The sequence below is a fragment of the Moorena sp. SIO4A1 genome (genome assembly GCF_010672065.1).
Classification (GTDB): Bacteria; Cyanobacteriota; Cyanobacteriia; order Cyanobacteriales; family Coleofasciculaceae; genus Moorena.
This window is the reverse complement of the sequence record NZ_JAAHHX010000022.1, coordinates 17,035-32,739: the sequence shown is the minus strand read 5'-3', so window position 1 is coordinate 32,739 and position 15,705 is coordinate 17,035. Positions and strand designations below refer to the sequence as shown.

The following is a 15,705-nucleotide window of genomic DNA, read 5'->3' as shown; positions in this document are numbered from 1 at the left end:
ATAATAGGTCTAAGGAATTAGTCGAACCTGAGTAAGTTATGCCAAACTTAATCCCTACTGTCGGGTAGGATGTAGTCGAAAAACTGGCTACGGGTATCAAGATAAACAAATCTGAGAAGAGCATGGGTAGACACATATCAAATAGATATAGTGACCTCTGGAAGAGTGAACGCTGGAAACAGCACGAAAAAAACTTATTCCGCCTACAAAGAAGAGTTTATAAAGCAGTTCGAGTTGGCGACCTAAAGAAAGCTCGGTCACTTCAAAAACTGATAATGAAATCCCGCTCAGCACAACTTTTGGCCGTCCGACAAGTAACACAGCTCAATCAAGGAAAAAGAACCGCCGGAGTAGACGGGAAAGCATCCTTAAACTACAAAGAAAGGTTCCAGGTACTTGAAAAACTAGGCTCCAGTGCGGAAAATTGGACGCATCAAGGCTTAAGGGAAATCCCCATAGCCAAGAAAAACGGGAGTACGAGAATGTTGAAAGTACCAACAATCCAAGATAGAGCATGGCAATGTCTAGCAAAATATACTCTAGAACCTGCTCATGAAGCAACGTTCAGTGCCTACAGCTATGGGTTTAGGACTGGCAGAAGTGCCCAAGACGCACAAAAAATGCTATTCCAAAATCTGAACTCAAGAAAAAACGGCATTAATAAAAGAGTAATCGAACTGGATATAAAGAAGTGTTTTGACCGCATATCCCACAGCTCCATTATGGATAGATTGCTAGCTCCTGCGGGTCTGAAGATAGGGATATTCAGATGTCTAAAAGCAGGCATCAATCCAGAATTCCCGGAGCAAGGAACGCCCCAAGGAGGTGTGGTCAGTCCACTTCTCGCCAACATAGCACTTAACGGAATCGAGGAAATAAATCCAAAAAATAGGTGCATTAGATATGCTGACGATATGGTAATAATCCTCAAGCCAAAAGATAACGCTGAAAAAGTACTAGAGAAAATTAAAACCTTTCTCGCAGAAAGAAGGATGGAAATCAGTGAAGAAAAGACCAAGATAACTAATACGACAGACGGATTTGACTTCCTGGGGTGGAAGTTCCGCGTACAGAAAAACGGAAAATTCCGATGCATTCCCTCAGAGGAAAATCACCGGAACATACGTGAGAAGATTAAAACCGTGGTCAATAACTCGAATTATGGAGCCGAAGTAAAAGCCAAAAAGCTAGCACCAATCGTGCGTGGATGGAGGAATTACCACAAAAGCTGTGACATGAGCAGTTCCCGAGATAGTCTCTGGTTCATGACCAAAACTGCAAATCGAAAGTTCCGAAAGGAAAAGAAAATTAGCAGACATAAGGCCACAGAGCTATGCAAGAAAGCCTTTCCAGAAGTAAGGTATGAACAAAATCAGCACGTAAACGTCAAAGGCACCAAGTCTCCATATGATGGAGACCTGGTTTACTGGAGCAATAGGAACTCCAAACTCTATGATAACGCTACAGCAAAAGCTTTAAAACGGCAAAACCATTCCTGTGGGCATTGCGGGTTGAAATTTATTAATGAGGAAAAGGTACACCTTCACCACATTGATGAAAATCATGACAACTGGAAGGAAAACAACCTGATGGCTGTACACCAAAGTTGCCACCAACAATTACACTGGAGCCAAAAAGATACTTAGGAGCCGTGTGAGGCGAAAGTTTCATGCACGGTTCTGAAGCGGAGGTGCGGGGTTCAATAGCCCCCATCGACCGTAACGACTCAACCCGACCACCGAGCAGCGTGTACTGCTTAGTGAGACGGTCGAGGTCTACCGTCGTGCTTGTCGGTACTTGGTTGGCATCATCTATACTCACTGGGGGGAACTTGGGGATTTAACGGCAGATCAATTGACCCCTGCCGTTGAGAAATTGATGCACAAGACTGCTAAGCGTCCTAATATCAAATATCCCCAATTCAATAAAACCTTCTATAAATTCCCTAGTTACTTACGTCGGGCTGCAATCGCATTTTCCGCTGGTCAGGTTAGTAGTTTTGTTACTCGTTATCGGGATTGGCAATCAGGAAGTAGAAAAAGAAAGGACGCCAAGCCTCCAAGACTGAATGCAAGTACCGGTTGTTATCCATCCCTCTACAAAGGGCAGTGCTATAAACTACATGGTTTCAATACAGTAGAAGTTAAGGTCTTTAATGGCTCTGATTGGATCTGGACTGATGTTCATATCACCGGTTTAAGAGAGCGTCACTTGGTAGCATCTAACAAGATGATGTCTCCTTCTCTAGTAATAAACAATCGGGGGTATTACCTGTCAGTTCCATTTACCTGTAAGCCAGAAAAAATAAAACCAGAGGCAAATGTTACAGCAGTCGATCTAGGAATCAACACAACAGCCACAATAGCAGTCGTAACTCACAGCGGAACTGTAATCCATGCTGAATTCGTTCATCCTGGAAGAGACATAGACCGCCGAGATAAAAGACTAAAGTCCGTATCTACACGGGCATCATTGACCATGGGTAAAGGCGGGAAACTCCATAAAGGTTTCTGCTCTAAAACCTACGATAAATGCCGAAGAATCAATCATCAGATCGGCCATATTGTTTCAAAGCGGATTGTCGAGATTGCCAAAAAGTTCAATTCTTCAGCTATAGTGTTTGAGAATCTTAAAGGCTGGAGGCCAAAGGGTGGCAAAAAGCGATCGAACCTGCGGCAAAAATTCCATGGATGGCTCAAATCTAAAATCCGAGATTTCACCGAAATGAAATGGGCGGAATTAGGCGGAAGAGTTGTAGAAGTTGTGGCAGCTTATACTTCAAAGTTGGCCTATGATGGTTCCGGCGTGGTCAAGAGGAATTCAAAAAAATACTCTTTAGCAACCTTCACCTCAGGTAAACGCTTTAATGCAGATTTAAATGGCGCTTACAATATCGGTGCTAGAGGTGTGTTTAAGCTCGTTTGCAGAAATGACAACGAGGGTCGTTCCAGCAAAAGATCTGGACGACCACCTAGAAGCTGGGTCTGCCTGTGTGACTTGTGGGTTAGCGGTAATCCTAAGTTAGCATAGGACACCACCACCTCGGGCGAAGCCCGACGCTACGCGAACGGCTTGCCAGGTGGTGGAGCTTCATATAGATGACAGACAAAATATATCGAATCAGGGGGTTTTAGCCCCTAAGTTATTTTCACCTTCCGGCTACACCATGGAGATGTTCAACTGCGATCACTGCGATCATTGTAGATTTACTGAGTGTAGGTTTACTGAATATGCCTGTGATTACCACTAGTGTTGATACTATTCTCAACCGTGCCTTAGGGGGTATTGATATATCACCCGATGAAGGGGTTGTGCTTTTGAAGCAAACTGAACCTCAGGCCGTAGCGTCAATTCAAGAAACTGCGGATCGGTTGCGCTATAGACAAGTCGGGGATACCGTTACCTATGTTATCAACCGTAATATCAACTTTACAAATATCTGTACCCAGCACTGTAGTTTCTGTGCTTTTCGGCGGGATGCCTCTGACGAGGGTGCTTATTGGCTCGATTGGCAGCAAATTCATCAAAAAGCAGGGGATGCGGTGCGGCGGAATGCTACAGAAATTTGCATGCAGGGCGGACTCAACCCCAAGGCAAAGATGAATGGGTCAACCTTGCCCTATTACCTAGAGTTGGTAAAAACCATTAAGCAAGACTTTCCTCAGCTGCATCTCCATGCTTTCTCTCCCCAGGAAGTGCAATTTATTGCTGACCAAGATGGACTTAGCTATGCCCAGGTGATTGCTCAACTACAAGAGGCTGGGGTTGGTTCAATGCCAGGAACAGCAGCCGAGATTTTAGATGATGATGTCCGACGTATTCTCTGTCCGGAAAAGACCAATACCGCCACTTGGCTAGAGATTGTGTCAACAGCTCATCAACTAGGAATGCCCACAACCAGTACCATGCTATCCGGTCATATTGAGACACCCCAACAACAAATGGCACACTTGGAAAAATTGCGATCGCTTCAACAAACAGCCCGTAACCAGGGATACCCTGGCTTAATCACTGAATTTATCTTACTGCCCTTTGTCGGACAGGAAGCTCCCAAACCATTACGTCATCGTGTTGGACGGGATCAACCAGTCTTGAAAGATGCTCTGTTACTCACAGCTGTAGCTCGGATTTTCCTAGGGAACTGGATTAAAAATCACCAACCCAGTTGGGTAAAACTTGGTCTTGCTGGGGCGACAGATGCCCTTAAATGGGGTTGTAATGATATTGGTGGCACATTAATGGAGGAGCATATCACCACCATGGCCGGAGCTATGGGGGGTACCTGTATGGAAGTAGAAACATTACAAGCAGCCATTCAATCCCTTGGGCGTCCCTATCAGCAACGAGATACGATCTACAGCTAAGATCAAGTCCAGTTAATCACTTCTAATCTGGTTGATACCATACCTGTTAATTAATAATTGGTAATTGATAATTATTAATTATTAATTATTAATTTACGAACAACCAATTTTAATCAGATTCAACGGTCACACAGAGATATAAGCCCTTATATTGATGTCCCTAGCAATCAAATCCATGACAAAAAAAAAGAAATCTTCTCTACTGCTAATTTTTGCAGCAGCCGTCTTGGTAGTAGGCGGTGGAGTAACCGCTTACTGGTTGCTAGTGCGGCGGCAGATTTTCCAACCAAATATTCAGGTAAGTACCCAGTTAGTTCCGCAAAATGCCTTCTTTACTGCATCAATTTCTACAGATTCCAAACAATGGCAGCAGTTGCTAAACTATGGCACAACTGAATCTCGACAAGTTTTGGAAAAACAGCTTGCTCAGTTGCAGGAAAATTTACTAACTGCTAACGGCTACAACTATCAGGAAGATATCAAACCTTGGTTGGGTCAAGACGTTACCTTAGCATACTTTAGCCCTAGAGAGTTATCACCAGCAGTCTTATCAAACGATCAATCAGTTTTTCCCAGTTTGATTGTACTACCCATTGACAAAGTAACCCAAGCAATGGAGCTGTTCAAAAAAGCCAAGTCTCAATCAGGGAAACAGTGGGTTGAGAGAACCTACAGAGGTATTCAGGTTTACGAAACGAACAAGAGTAACTCCCAAAAGTACTCAGTAGCAGTGCTGGGGCGTTTTCTAGTGGTGAGTGAAAACCCCAAAATTATTGATCAGGTGATTGACACCTACAAAGGAGCTATCTCGGTAGCTAGTAAAGCTGGTTACCAAGATGCGATCGCTCAGATTAAAACTGATCAGTCCTTTGCTCAGTTGTATATTAATCTACCAGCTTTTTTAGCCGCAGTAGCCACTGATTCCCAGGAGCAGCCTGAAACAACAGCAGCTAAACCCTTAAAGCAAGACATAGTCACAACAGTAACCCTAGCACCAAAGGGGATAAGTTTTGAAGGGATTTCCTCGCTCAAACCCAGAAGCGCTGTTAAGGTCAGTAACCAAAATAGCGGTTCTTTTTTGCCTAGACGGATGCCAGCGAGTACCCTAGCCATTATATCTGGGGGTAACATCAGACAATTTTGGCAATACTATACCGAACAAGGAGCATTAAATTCTCTAATCCCCATTTCCCCAGACAATTTCCAAGCTGGATTGAAAACCACCTTAGGGTTGGATTGGGAAAAGGATTTACTGTCTTGGATGGAAGGGGAGTTTGCCCTAGCCTTAATACCAATGTCTCCCGAACAACTGGCGCTTCAGGATAACCCTTACTCTGCTCCCTTAGGAGCTGGGATAGCATTGATGGTAAAAGTAAGCGATCGCTCTCGTGCTCAAGCAACCCTACAGCAATTGGATGACTTAATCACTAATAGTTATCAGTTACCGGTGGTAGAAACTCAGGTGAACGGTCAACCAATGGTGACCTGGACAGCTACTTTAGGAGGGGTGAATGCTACCCACGGCTGGTTAGAAGGGAATGTAGTCTTCTTCACCCTAGGAGCCCCCATTGCTAGTGAACTGGTCCCTCAACCCCAAAAGACACTACTTCAAGCACCTCTGTTTCAAAACACCGTACCAACCAAACCTAATCCCAACACTGGTCAATTTTTCCTTGATGTTGAGCGTACCCTCAACAGCAGTAATCTCAATCTCGCCCAACTATCAAGCCAGCAAGAAATCTTAGCAAAGGCAATTAATACCATCGGCTTAACGGTTGCTACAATCGACCCCAATCGTACCCGCTTTAAACTTTTTGTTCAGTTGAAAAAACAGTTTCAACCCAGTAAAGCTGCTGAAACTAAGAAGGGAGATAATCAGCAAAAGCCGTAAAGACGCTATTAGGTATTAGGTAAGCATTCAGCGGTCAGCGGTCAGCGGTCAGTGGTCAGTGGTCAGTGGTCAGTGGTCAGCTTTCAGCAGACGTAACAGAGATTAAACGAATGCTTACCGGTTTTATTCAAAAGCAGCTCAAGTACCGTGGCACAGGCTTCGACGCTGTGAGGTAACCCATAAGCTGATACCTGATAACTGATACCTGATAACTGATACCTGATAGCTGATAGCTGATAGCTGATAGCTGATAGCTTAATAGCACTAGGCATTAGGCTTTAACTCATCCCTAAAGCCTAATGCCTAACACTTAACACCTTGAATTAACCCTCAAAAGTAAATTAACCAAGTCGTAGTTTATGCCATCGATATAGCACCAGATTTACCAGCAGCTTCCTTAAGGATTTCTGCTTTATCAGTTTCTTCCCAAGGCAAAATCAAATCGCTACGCCCGAAATGACCATAAGCTGCTGTGTCTTGATAGAAACGACCACCCCGTTCTGCGGGTAATCGGCGCAGATTGAAAGTTTGGATAATTCCAGCAGGACGCAGTTCAAAATGCTTGTTGACCAATTCCAGCAAAATCTCCTCGTCCACCTTACCAGTGCCAAAGGTTTCTACAAGGATACTCACGGGTCTAGCCACCCCAATCGCGTAACTCAGCTGGACTTCGCATTTGTCTGCTAAACCTGCTGCCACAATGTTCTTAGCTGCATAGCGACAGGCATAGGCAGCGGAACGGTCTACCTTAGTGGGGTCTTTGCCAGAGAAAGCACCACCACCATGGCGTGAGTAACCGCCATAGGTGTCTACAATAATTTTGCGACCAGTTAAACCTGCATCACCTTGGGGACCACCAACTACAAATTTCCCTGTGGGGTTCACCAGGAAGCGTGTGTTGTTATCCGGCTTAATCTCGATATCTTGGAAACAGGGTTCCACCACTGCTGACCACAAGTCATCTTTAATTTTTGCCTGGACAGCTGCCTCATCGGTAATATCACCAATAGTGGCATCGTGTTGGGTGGAAACCAGAATCGTATCAATCCCAACCGGCTTGCCATCTTCATAAACCACACTGACTTGGGTTTTGCCATCAGGACGCAGGTAAGATAAATCACCAGTTTTACGTACAGCTGCCAGACGGCGAGAAACCCGATGAGCCAGGCTGATGGGCATGGGCATCAGTTCTGGGGTTTCGTTGCAGGCAAAGCCAAACATCAGACCTTGGTCCCCTGCACCGATAGCATCCAGTTCATCCTCACTCATTTCCTGCCGACTTTCCTGGGCAGTAGTCACCCCTTGGGAAATATCAGGGGATTGTTCATCAAGAGCAACTAAAACAGAGCAACTGTTGGCAGAGAAACCATTGTCGGCATCTGTGTAACCGATTTCAGCAATTTTCTTCCGCGCCAAATCAATCAAATTGACCTGGGCTTGGGAGGTAATTTCACCAGTAATCAATACCAAACCGGTGTTAACGACCACTTCTGCCGCAACACGGCTTTGGTGATCTTGAGCGAGCATAGCATCTAGGATAGTGTCAGAAATCTGATCACAGACTTTGTCAGGATGACCTTCGGTAACCGATTCAGACGTAAATAAATAGCGACGAGACAATTATCAATTCTCCTTTAACTATTTCTGAACCTGTATAGCATAGATCATTTTGAGTTGCTTTAACTCGTTACTATCAAATCTTTAATCTTTAAATATAGCATTTTTCATAAATTGATGCTCAACAGATGCTGAATAAAAATCCTAAATCCTTTTTCAGAATGATTTGACGAGTAAATAGTCAAAAAAACTAGACTTTTTGACTATTGACCTATTTTTAAATTGATGAATGATTAAACTCCATCATCCGAGCAAAATTTTATCCTCTTGCTCTCGTTTTTATGAAATTTTTAACATTTCACCCTTTGTGGTATTTTTCCCCTTGGCAAGGGTAATGATTCAGCTATCAGCAGTCAGCTATCAGCTAATGAACAGATTTCTGAACAAACAAGATGCACCCCATCTGTTACATCCCTTCTTGATGCAAAGCGCGAGTGGGGGGAACCACGGCAGTCGCTCATGGGGGAGACCCCCAAGACCGCGCTGCCTCCCCAAGACCGCGCTGCATCGCTTACCAATCCCTTGCCATTATGTTTTATTTAGAATCCCCTAAAACCTCCTTTAAAGCACTCAAAACTTGCTCCACATTTTCTCGCCGAGAGTTATAACCCATTAAACCAATGCGCCAGACTTTACCTGCTAATTCACCCAAGCCGCCACCAATTTCCATGTTGTAATCATCCAGCAGTTTGCGGGTAACTGCCTTGCCATCGACCCCCTCTGGTATCCGAATCGTAGTCAGGGTAGGCAAACGAAATTCTTGCTCCACGTGACATTCTAGACCCAAATCAGCCAAACCTTCCCAAAGCAATTCAGCATTAGTTTGATGCCTTTCCCAACAACCGGTTAGTCCTTCTTGAGCAACCAATCGCAACGCTTCGCGCAAGGCATAATTCATATTAATTGGAGCTGTGTGGTGGTAGGTGCGCTCGTCACCCCAATATTTGCTCAACATTGATACATCCAAATACCAATTAGCGACTTGGGTACGACGCTGGTTGAGTTTTTCGAGGGCACGAGCTCCCATAGTGAAAGGGGAAATGCCTGGTGGACAGCTAAGCCCTTTTTGGGAGCAACTATAGGCCAGATCAATCCCCCATTCATCAATAAACAGTGGCACCCCACCTAAACTGGTGACTGTGTCAACCAGCAGCAAGCAATTGAAATTTCGGCACAACTCAGCCACACCCTCCAGAGGCTGACGGGCACCGGTTGAAGTTTCAGCATGAACCAAAGCCAAGACAGCAGGACGATGGGTTTCCAAGCCTTCTCGGAGTTCATCAAGGGTAAAGACTTGCCCCCAAGGCTTGATTAGTTTACGGACATCAGCACCATAACGACCAGCCATATCCACGAGTCGGTGTCCAAAGTAACCCTTAACCCCAACTAAAACCACATCACCTGGTTCTACTGCATTGGCTAGAGTAGCTTCCATGGCCGCACTACCTGTCCCACTCATGGGAATGGTCATCGGGTTATCAGTTTGCCAAGCGTAGCGGAGTAAGGTTTGCACTTCGTTCATCAGTGCGATGAAACGGGGATCCAGGTGACCAACTGGGGGCAGTCCCAAGGCTGTTAATATGGAGGGATGGGCATTAGATGGCCCTGGTCCGAGTAACAGCGTCGGAGGCATGTCTATATCGGTCAGGGAGACGCGATTATTATCTTTGATTGATGGAGTTGAGGTCATTTATTATATTAAGTGTTTAGTAAAGTAAGAGTTAACCAAAATAAATAATAACCCGAACGCGGCTATCCCCGTCTTCTAGGAAGTAAGACGGGACAAGAAATCAGCTTGAGCCTCAAGCACAGAGGAGATTAAAGAGGTCAACAAAACCGGGTGTATCTCATATTTCCAAAAAAAAGGGAAGTGTGGAAAGTGTGGGAAGTGTGGGGATTGTGGGGATTGTGGGAATTCTCGCGCGAATTTTTGCTTAATTTCATCCATTGAGATGCACCCAACAAAACCTAATCTGCTGGGATATCGGCAAAGATGCCAATGGCAATGGTGAGGTAAGCAGTTAAGCTGTTATGTATTTTTAATACACAACAGTTTACCAAAGATGTGATCCTCAAACAAAAGGAATTTGAATCTAGTTTGTTGACCTATAAAGGTAGGGCAAATGCATCTAAATTATGAAACCTTTATCCACTAAAAAAATAAATAACACCAGTTTGAATAAAAATAAATAAATAAATACCCTGAAACCATTATACCTGGGTTAGCCGGTTGTCAGGTTACCCGGTTGGCAGGTTGCAGGAAACAACCTTTAACCTTCAACGGATTAACCTTGGCCAAAAGGCCACGCTACGCGAACAACCGCAAAGTAGGCTAGAAAATAAAAAGATTCGCGATCTGCACGCTTTAAGCGATGGACTGCGTCCCGCTTTCAGCGAACGCATGTTTGGCAAGCAATAGATTCAGGATAAATACTGTGGTTTTTAAGATTGCTTTATTAGGATTAGGGACGGTTGGTACAGGAACAGCAAAGATTTTACTCGACACAGCTGGACGTAACCCACTACTGCAAGGGATAGAAATTGCCAAGGTGGGAGTGCGATCGCTTGATAAGCCCAGAGAAGTGCAACTACCACTGGAGTTGATGACAACCGACCTAGAAGAAATTGTCACCAACCCAGAGATAGATATTGTAGTAGAGCTACTGGGAGGATTAGAACCAGCGCGATCGCTTATGCTCAAGGCGATTGCCGAAGGTAAACATATTGTCACTGCCAATAAAGCCGTTATTTCCCGCTATGGGGATGAAATTTTTGCGGCGGCGGAAGAGGCTGGAGTCTACGTCATGTTAGAAGCAGCCGTTGGGGGGGGTATCCCAGTAATTCAACCCCTCAAACAGGCATTGGGAGTGAACCGTATTCACAGTATTACTGGCATTGTTAATGGTACTACCAATTACATCCTGACCCGGATGCAACGGGAAGGGGGAGAATTTGGCGATATTCTGGCTGATGCCCAACGGTTGGGATATGCTGAGGCTGACCCTACTGCTGATGTGGATGGATTAGATGCCGCTGACAAGATTGCTATTTTAGCTTCTATTGCTTTTGCAGGACGGATTAAGTTATCTGATGTCCACTGTGAAGGGATTCGTCAGATCAGTGCAGCAGATATTGGTTATGCTGAGAAACTGGGGTTTGTAATTAAACTCTTAGCTGTAGCCAAGCGAGACCCCATGGCAACTGGAGATAACCCAAAGTCTGAAACTATTCAGCTGAGGGTACATCCTACCCTTGTTTCCAAAACTCACCCCCTTGCCAGTATCAATGATGTTTACAACGGGATTGTGGTAGAAGGCGAACCGATTGGACAAGTGATTTTCTCTGGTCCTGGTGCAGGTTCTGGTCCGACAGCCAGTGCGGTAGTGTCGGATATCTTAAACATTGCTGCTGTCCTCAAAAGCGATCGGGAAGCCAAGCAACTACATCCTCTACTTAGTTGTGCTCATCAGCACTATTGTACTGTTGCTCCTATTTCAGACCTGGTCACCCGCTTTTATGCGCGGTTCCTTAGTCAAGACCATCCTGGTGTAATTGGGCATTTAGGCACCAGTTTTGGCAAACATCATGTCAGTTTAGAATCTGTGGTGCAAATTGGTTTCCAAGGAAACTTAGCAGAGATTGTGGTCGTCACTCATGATGTGCGTGAAGGGAACTTCCGACAGGCTCTAGATGAAATTCAGACTCTAGAGGCAGTGGATAGTATTCCTAGCATTTTAAGAGTGCTGTGAAGGTTTAATAGTTGAAGGTTTAATAGTTGAAGGTTTAATCTTTTAGAGGGTTGAGGAAAGTCCTTCCGGGAAAGTTCAAACCATAGCCATTCCCGAAAGCTAGGTTGTTTGGTTGAAGTCTAAAAGTTGAAACCGTTTACCTCTGCCCTAGTCTTGATCTATGACTCAATCATTAACAATGAATCTAGTGCGCTGGCTCCCAATTGTTTCCACAATTTTTTGGCTAGTGACCCCAACTGTTGCTACTTCAAACTTGGGAACAACTGATTCCTATCCTGGTTCTTTATCTGTAGATGATGGTTGGCGATGGACTTCGTCCCGCTTTCAGCGAACGCAAAGCCAGTTAAATTTCACAAATTCCACACTTCAACCAGGCAACCTGCAACCTTGGCCAAAAGGCCACGCTACGCGAACAACCCTGACAGTACAAACAGTACAACAGTCACAAAACACAGTAACTCAAAACACAACAATACAGGATATCTGTCCACCGCCAGTGCTCTCCCGCTTAACTCGCCACCAAGTGGTTGCAGGTGAAACCGTCGAGAGTATTGCCAACCAATACAACCTTGAGGAGGCTACACTACTTCGATTCAATCCAGCCTTAAACCGGCAGTCAATGCCAGTGGGTCAAGAGATTCTGATTCCGCCATTCAATGGCATCTTGGTGAATGTGCCATTGAATGCCACTTGGCAAGACTTAGCCGACGCCTACGGTGTCCGTGCTGCCGTTTTATTTGAGTTAAATGGTTGTCAAAAACCCTCTAAGCAAGCCTTTATCCCAGGGTTGAATTCCCTTAACAGAAGTATTCCCACAACAACAGGGGAAACTCAGACTGTAGATAACTACACTGGATTGACTAATTATCCCTTACCAACTGTGGCACGGATAGGACTGGATTACGGCTGGCGGCAAGATGCTGGTGAGGATGAAAAGAAGTTTCACGCTGGTGTAGATTTACTGGCACAGGAAGGTACTCAGGTTTTTGCCAGTGATAGCGGTATCGTTGCCTATGCTGGATCACAAGATACTTATGGCAATTTGGTGGTGATTAATCATGAGGGAGGACGCCAAACCCGCTATGCTCACTTAAACCGTACTACTGTCAGTCCAGGTCAGCAGATTAATGTTGGACAGTTATTAGGTACAGTGGGTACTACAGGAAATCCTGACATTGACCAACCCCATCTACATTTTGAGGTTCGTTTGAATTCCCCTGGGGGTTGGGCAGCACAAGATCCAAAATTGCATTTGAAAATTACTCCATAGTAAGCATTGAGCTGACCAAATTGATCGTGGATATCCAATAGTCAGCTATTGCTGATCCTGATATAAACCCACTTTCCGCACTTCATTTTGTAGCACAAAAGAACTATCGAGTGCGATCGGCGAAGCCGCGCCAAAGGCGATCGCAAATTCTCTAATATAATCCGAGTAAAAATACTTAGTTGACCGAGAGTTCGCTGGTGCTTGCCGCGAACTTTTTTCAACTGAAGTTATTACGTATAAATAAACTAAAGCATTATATCCCTGTAGGGTGCGTTAATAACGCTACACCATAAGCGCGTTTAGAGGCCAGTTTTGCGTAAGTCCTATTCAATTTATGGTCAATTATCGCCAGTTTACGGGGTTTAACCCCCCATAGATAATATCCATTCATAGCTTAATATCAACCCAAGATTCCAACTGCGTACATTCTAAGGGTTTTGTTATCGAAGTCTTTACCTACTCCTGAGCAGGAAGAAAGTAGATCAAATTCCATAGCCTCTCAGGTGTGGAGTGAGGCAATTGACGATAACACAAGGTAACACGTATCACCATTCACAATTCGGGTTTAGGAAGGCTGTTCATGGGATTTCTCAACAATTTCAGTATCAGGTCAAAACTTATATTTATGTTGCTGGCTCTGAGCACTTGCTCGCTGTTCGTGACTGCTTATATCGGTTATCGGAGTGGTCAGTCTCATCTGAGCAAAACAGTATCAAACCAGTTAACCAGTCTACGAGCTTCCAAAGCAGATCAAATAGAATCATACTTTGAAGATATTCGTTATCAAACCCAGACCCTAAGTGAAAACTTAATGGTGGTCGAGGCGATGCAGGAATTTAAGACAGCCTACAACCAACTGCAGCAATCTAGGACACCAAATGATACACCAACTAATTTAGAGGACACCCTCAAGAAATACTACCGTAAGGAATTTTTGACCAAACTAGCGGAAACTAGTGACGGCAAACCTGTATTAGAATCTTACTTACCAGAAACCTCTGCGGCTCGTTACCTCCAGTACTATTACATCGCTACTAACCCCAACCCAGCTGGGGAGAAACATCTCCTCGATGATCCAGAAGACAAAAGTGAGTACAGTAGTATTCACGCCCGCTACCACCCGATTTTACGCAATATTGTTGAAAAGTTTGGTTACCGGGATATGTTGCTGATTGATCCTAAAACCGGTGAGATTGTCTACTCAGTTTTTAAAGAAACTGACTTTGGCACCAGTCTCACTACTGGACCATACAGTGATAGTAACTTGGCTTTCGCCTTAGGCGACCTCCGAAAAGCCAAGGGAAAGGATTATGTGCAGATCTTTGATTTTGATTCCTACCGTCCTTCTTTTGGAGCCCCAGTAGCATTTATTGCTGCTCCCATCTATGACGGCTCCCAATTTATAGGTGTTTTGGCATTCCAGCTTCCGGTTAATCAGATTAACAATGTCATGACAGGTTACCGTAAATGGAAGAGTAATGGTCTGGGGGATACAGGAGAGATCTATCTAGTCGGAGAAGATTATCTGATGCGATCAGTTTCCCGTTTCCTAATTCAAGACCCGACAAAATATAGTAAAGACTTGCGAGAACATGGTGTAAAGGAACAGATCCTGAAGCGAATCGAGCAGTTCGGTACATCAATTCTTCAACAGCCAGTCAAGACAGAAGCTGTAAAAGCAGCCTTAGCTGGGCAAGAAGGCACCCAGATTATGGATGATTATCGGGGTATTGAAGTTTTGAGTTCCTACGCTCCCTTAAACATCGACGGATTGGAGTGGGTGATCGTCTCCCAGATGGCTCTTACCGAAGCCTATGCCCCAGTTTACGCTTTTCAAAAGAGAGTTTTGGTTTCAGCTGCTTTGCTCATACTGCTGATCACCCTAGTTGCTATGGGGCTCGCCCATGTGTTTGTCCAACCAGTAAGAACTTTAATTGCTAGCGCCCGAAAAGTCAGGGATGGACAAGTTGATGCGGTTGTGAATCTAGACTCGGAAGACGAATTTGGGGAGTTAGCTGAGTCATTTAATCAAATGGTTGGCAGCTTACGCACTCAAACTAAACTGGTCGAGGAGAAAAATCGCGAAAATGAAAAGTTACTGACAAGTGTATTTCCAGACTCCGTAGCCAAACGTCTGAAACGGGGAGAGACAAACATTGCTGATAGTGTTTCCAATGTTACGGTTTTGTTCTGCGACATTGCTGGATTCTGCAAGCTCTCTAGGTCTATGGATACCCATGAAATCATTGCCATTCTTAATGATATAGTAAGTCTGTTCGATCAAGCCACCGCCAAATACGGAATAGAGAAGATTAAAACCATTGGGGACAATTACATGGCAGTCTGTGGATTATCAATCTTACATCTAGACCATCAAAAACGGGCAGTAGATTTTGGCTTAGAAATACTAGCATTGACCCACCGATTCAGTCATGAGCGAGGATTTGATATAGACCTTGAAATCGGTATCCATTCCGGAGATATTGTTGCTGGCATTGTAGGTCGAGAAAAAGTTGTATACGACGTTTGGGGCGATACAGTAAATGTTGCCAATAAGCTAATGTTTGACTGCCCACGGGGAGCTATATTAGTGTCTCAAAATGTCTACAACAGTCTCCATGATATTTACGACTTTGAGCAGGCTGAGGACATCACAACTAATGGTAAAAATCAGCCGAAAGCTTGGTTGTTAAGAACTGCACAGGAATTAGTAGCTTCAACAGTGTAGACATCGGCTTTGCCCAGTTTTTTCCAATTATTAAAGACCCAAGGGTAATGGGGAATTGGTAACTGACCAAACTATACGTGATTGCA

9 protein-coding genes and 1 pseudogene are annotated in these 15,705 nt (G+C 44.5%); 8 read left to right on the top strand and 2 right to left on the bottom strand.

Features of this window, described 5'->3' with window-relative positions; genetic code table 11:
- Positions 1 to 122 precede the first annotated feature (122 nt).
- The 4 genes and pseudogenes from F6K53_RS16095 to F6K53_RS16080 all read left to right on the top strand — a co-directional run bounded on the left by F6K53_RS16095 (position 123) and on the right by F6K53_RS16080 (position 6,255).
- Entirely contained in the window at positions 123 to 1,646 is a 1,524-nt protein-coding gene (locus F6K53_RS16095) for a reverse transcriptase domain-containing protein (RefSeq protein ID WP_293030546.1), read from the top strand.
- Between the two features lie 79 nt (positions 1,647 to 1,725).
- Positions 1,726 to 3,030 (top strand): annotated as a pseudogene (locus tag F6K53_RS16090) (transposase); the annotation flags it as partial.
- Between the two features lie 200 nt (positions 3,031 to 3,230).
- Positions 3,231 to 4,364 carry a 7,8-didemethyl-8-hydroxy-5-deazariboflavin synthase subunit CofH gene (cofH, locus tag F6K53_RS16085; RefSeq protein WP_293067180.1) on the top strand — a complete coding sequence of 378 codons (1,134 nt, stop codon included), beginning with the start codon at positions 3,231 to 3,233 and terminating at the stop codon, positions 4,362 to 4,364.
- A gap of 175 nt (positions 4,365 to 4,539) precedes the next feature.
- Positions 4,540 to 6,255 carry a DUF3352 domain-containing protein gene (locus tag F6K53_RS16080; protein ID WP_293067177.1) on the top strand — a complete coding sequence of 572 codons (1,716 nt, stop codon included), beginning with the start codon at positions 4,540 to 4,542 and terminating at the stop codon, positions 6,253 to 6,255.
- Between the two features lie 357 nt (positions 6,256 to 6,612).
- Here the strand turns inward: F6K53_RS16080 and metK are convergent, their stop codons facing one another.
- Both metK and F6K53_RS16070 read right to left on the bottom strand, forming a co-directional pair.
- Complete coding sequence (gene metK / locus F6K53_RS16075) at positions 6,613 to 7,875, bottom strand: methionine adenosyltransferase (RefSeq protein WP_293081334.1); 1,263 nt, start codon at positions 7,873 to 7,875, stop codon at positions 6,613 to 6,615.
- A 532-nt stretch (positions 7,876 to 8,407) separates the two neighbouring features.
- The gene (locus tag F6K53_RS16070; protein ID WP_293067172.1) at positions 8,408 to 9,562 is read right to left on the bottom strand and encodes an alanine--glyoxylate aminotransferase family protein; all 1,155 of its coding nucleotides are present in this window, start codon (positions 9,560 to 9,562) and stop codon (positions 8,408 to 8,410) included.
- 564 nt (positions 9,563 to 10,126) lie between these two features.
- Here F6K53_RS16070 and F6K53_RS16065 point away from each other — a divergent pair.
- From F6K53_RS16065 to F6K53_RS16050, 4 genes are all read left to right on the top strand, one after another.
- Positions 10,127 to 10,291, top strand: coding sequence for a hypothetical protein (locus F6K53_RS16065; protein WP_293067169.1), 165 nt, complete (start codon positions 10,127 to 10,129; stop codon positions 10,289 to 10,291).
- Between the two features lie 16 nt (positions 10,292 to 10,307).
- The gene (locus F6K53_RS16060; RefSeq protein WP_293067166.1) at positions 10,308 to 11,621 is read left to right on the top strand and encodes a homoserine dehydrogenase; all 1,314 of its coding nucleotides are present in this window, start codon (positions 10,308 to 10,310) and stop codon (positions 11,619 to 11,621) included.
- 160 nt (positions 11,622 to 11,781) lie between these two features.
- Positions 11,782 to 12,891, top strand: a complete 1,110-nt coding sequence (locus tag F6K53_RS16055; protein WP_293081331.1) for a M23 family metallopeptidase — start codon at positions 11,782 to 11,784, stop codon at positions 12,889 to 12,891.
- 580 nt (positions 12,892 to 13,471) lie between these two features.
- Positions 13,472 to 15,619 carry an adenylate/guanylate cyclase domain-containing protein gene (locus F6K53_RS16050; RefSeq protein ID WP_293081328.1) on the top strand — a complete coding sequence of 716 codons (2,148 nt, stop codon included), beginning with the start codon at positions 13,472 to 13,474 and terminating at the stop codon, positions 15,617 to 15,619.
- Positions 15,620 to 15,705 lie beyond the last annotated feature (86 nt).